The sequence below is a fragment of the Deltaproteobacteria bacterium genome, from assembly GCA_028818775.1.
Classification (GTDB): Bacteria; Desulfobacterota; Binatia; order UBA9968; family JAJDTQ01; genus JAJDTQ01.
The window spans coordinates 1-3,036 of record JAPPNE010000012.1 but is presented as its reverse complement, the minus strand read 5'-3'; the positions used below and the strand labels follow the sequence as shown (position 1 = coordinate 3,036).

Sequence of the window (3,036 nt, the reverse complement as noted above, 5' to 3'; positions counted from 1 at the left end):
AGGCAAGAGCAGCGCGGCCATGGACACCGAGGCGCAGGAAGACGAGGACGAGCCGCCCTGGGTCAAGTTCTGACATGGTGGCCTCCATCGGGGCCGTCGCCTCGCCCGCCCAGGGCGTCTCCTACTACGAAAGAGACGGGTACTACGCGAAGGAAGATCCGGCGCACAGGGAGGCCAGCGCCTGGGTCGGCAAGGGCGCCGAGGCACTGGGGCTCACCGGGCCGGTCGATCCCGACGTCTTCAGCGGTATCCTCGAGGGCGCTGTGCCCGACGGCTCGGGGCGCAGGCTCGGCCGCAGGCTGGGGGACGGCACGATCAGCCACCGCCCCGGCAGGGACGTCACCTTCTCCGCTTCCAAGTCGGTCTCCCTCGCCGCCCTGATCGGCGGCGACGAACGCATCGTCGCCGCCCATGACGCAGCCGTGCAACGGACTCTCGCCTGGATCGAGGAGAACGTCGTCGAGACCAGGACGATGGATGCCGACAGCGGCCGCATGGTGCGCACCGGGAACCAGAAGGCGGTGATCGCCACCTTCACCCACGAGGTCTCGCGCAATCTCGATCCTCAGCTTCATACCCATGCCGTCATCGCCAACATGGTGCAGGGCGAAGACGGGGGAACGCCCCGGTCCGGCAAGTGGCGCACCATGGCGAACGAAAAGCTCTACGCCTGCAAGATGCTGATCGGCGCGATGTACCGCGCGGAGCTGGCGCGGGGCCTGCAAGAGCTGGGGTATCGGGTCGAGAAGACGCATGCGGACGGGCGCTTCGAGATTGCGGGCGTAGGGCGTCCCGTGATCGAAGCCTTTTCCACGCGCCGCGCGGAGATCGAGGCGGCGATGGCGGCGCAGGGTCTTGGGGATACGGCGCAGGACCAGCGTCTCGCGCAGCGCGCGGCGCTGATGACCCGCGCCCACAAGCGCGAGGTGGACAGGGACGCGCTGCGCGAGAGCTGGCAGCGACAGGCGGCGGCCCTGGGCTTCGATGCACGGGAGCTGGTCGGCGAAGCCAGGCACTGGCAGGCGGCCCACGTTGAGCGGCCTCTCGCTCCGGCAGATCTGGACCGGGAGGCCGATCCCGGCATGACGACTGAAGCGGACCGGGCCGCCGCCTGGGCGGTGGCGCACCTCTCCGAGAGGGAGGCGGTATTCTCGCGAACCGACCTGCTCACCTCCGCCCTCACCTGGAAGCCCGGCGCGGTGAGCATCGGTGAGGCGGAGGCTGCTGTCGGGCGCCTGGAGAAGGCCGGCACCCTGCTGGCTGCGGACTACCCGGTGCCGGGGGACTCGCTCACCACCGACAGGACCGTCGCCGACGAGCGCGAGACCATCGCTCTCATGGAGCGCGGGCAGGGACGGGGCGCGGCCCCGATGCGCGGCCGCGCCGTCGACAAGGCGCTTCGAAACGGACCCCTGACCCAGGGACAGAAGGAGGCGGTGAAGCTGATCCTGTCGGAGAAGGATCGCGTCGTGGGCGTGCAGGGCTTCGCCGGCACCGGCAAGACCACGATGCTCAACAGGGCGCGCGCGCTGCTGGAGAAGCGCGGCTTCGAGGTCAGGGGGCTTGCGCCGTCGGCGTCCGCCGCGCGCACCCTCGATGCCGAGGCCGGGATCGCGAGCGAGACCCTGCAGGGTTTTCTGGCCCGCAACGCGGGCGTTGCCGAGGGCCGGCTCTCCCGCAGGGGCGAGCGGGCCATGAAGGAGCAGTTCAAGAAAGCCGTCCTGGTGGTGGACGAGGGCTCGCTCGCCTCCACCGTGCAGGCACGCGACCTGCTGAGGATCGCCAACGCGCTCCGCATCCCCCGCGTGGTGCTGGTGGGCGACGAGAAGCAGCTGGATGCCGTCGACGCCGGCAAGCCCTTCGCGCAACTGCAGGGCGCCGGCATGACGTGCGCGGTGATGGACGAGATCGTGCGCCAGCGCGAGCCGGCGCTGAAGGAGGCCGTCGAGGCAAGCCTTGCGGGCGACATCCAAAGGGCCTTCGAGAAGCTGGGCGACAAGGTCGCGGAGGTGAAGGCGGACAACCTCGCCGGGGCTGCGGCCGCGCGCTGGCTCGCGCTCTCGGCCGAGGAACGGCAGGCCACGGGGCTGATGGCCCCCAGCCATGCGCTCAGGGAGAAGATCAACGCCATCGTCCGCGAGCGTCTCATCCGGGACGGCACCATTGGCGGGCCGGCCGTGACCGGCGAGAGGCTGGTCTCGCGTGGCTATACCAATGCGGAGAAAGCGCTCGCCGCCAACTACGCCCCCGGCGACGTGGTGGCCTTCCACCGCCGCTACAAGCGTCTCGGGGTCGACAAGGGCGACGAGCTGCGTGTCGCCGCCGTGGACCGCGCAGCAGGCGTGGTCACGCTCCAGGGCAAGGACGGCGCCACCGTCGCCTGGGAGCCCGCGAGGCTGGCGGCGCGAAGAGGCGGGGTGGAGGTCCATGCCGCAGACGCCATGGAGCTTCGCCGCGGCGACCGCGTGTGCTGGACCCGCAACGACATGAGGCACGGTCTGATGAACAGCGGCACGGCAGAGGTGACGGCGGTCGGCGAGAAAGCCGTCTCCTTCCGGCTGGAGGACGGCAGGGCGCTGACGCTGCGCCGGGACGATCCGCAGCTTCGCCATATCGACCGGGCCTGGGCGGCGACGGTGCACGCCTTCCAGGGCCGCACCGTGGACCGGGTGATCGCAGCGATGGAAGCCGAGCACGCTCGGCTCACCACCCAAAAGACCTTCTATGTGGAGATCAGCCGTGCCCGACTTCATGCCGAGCTGGTGACCGACGACCGGCGCGCGCTCCGCGAGCGCCTGGAGGCGGCGACTGGAGAACGCTTCGCCGCGCTCGAAGCCATCGCGCCGTCGCCGCCGGAGGGTCCGGCGATAGAGGCCAGGGTCGCAGATGCCGCAGGGCGCACGCAGCCGGAGCGTGAGGCAGAGCGCACAACGCCGGACGCGGGGCCCGTGCCGCGGACGGAACGCGGGCGAAGCCCACCAGCACCGGCGCCCATGGAGCGCACCCGCGACGGCGAGACCGCTTCGACCGATCGCC

1 protein-coding gene is annotated in these 3,036 nt (G+C 70.9%); it reads left to right on the top strand.

The features are described from left to right. Positions 1-77 precede the first annotated feature (77 nt). Positions 78-3,036, top strand: a 2,959-nt coding sequence (locus OXU42_01025; protein MDE0027972.1) for a relaxase domain-containing protein, incomplete at its 3' end; no start/stop codon positions are given.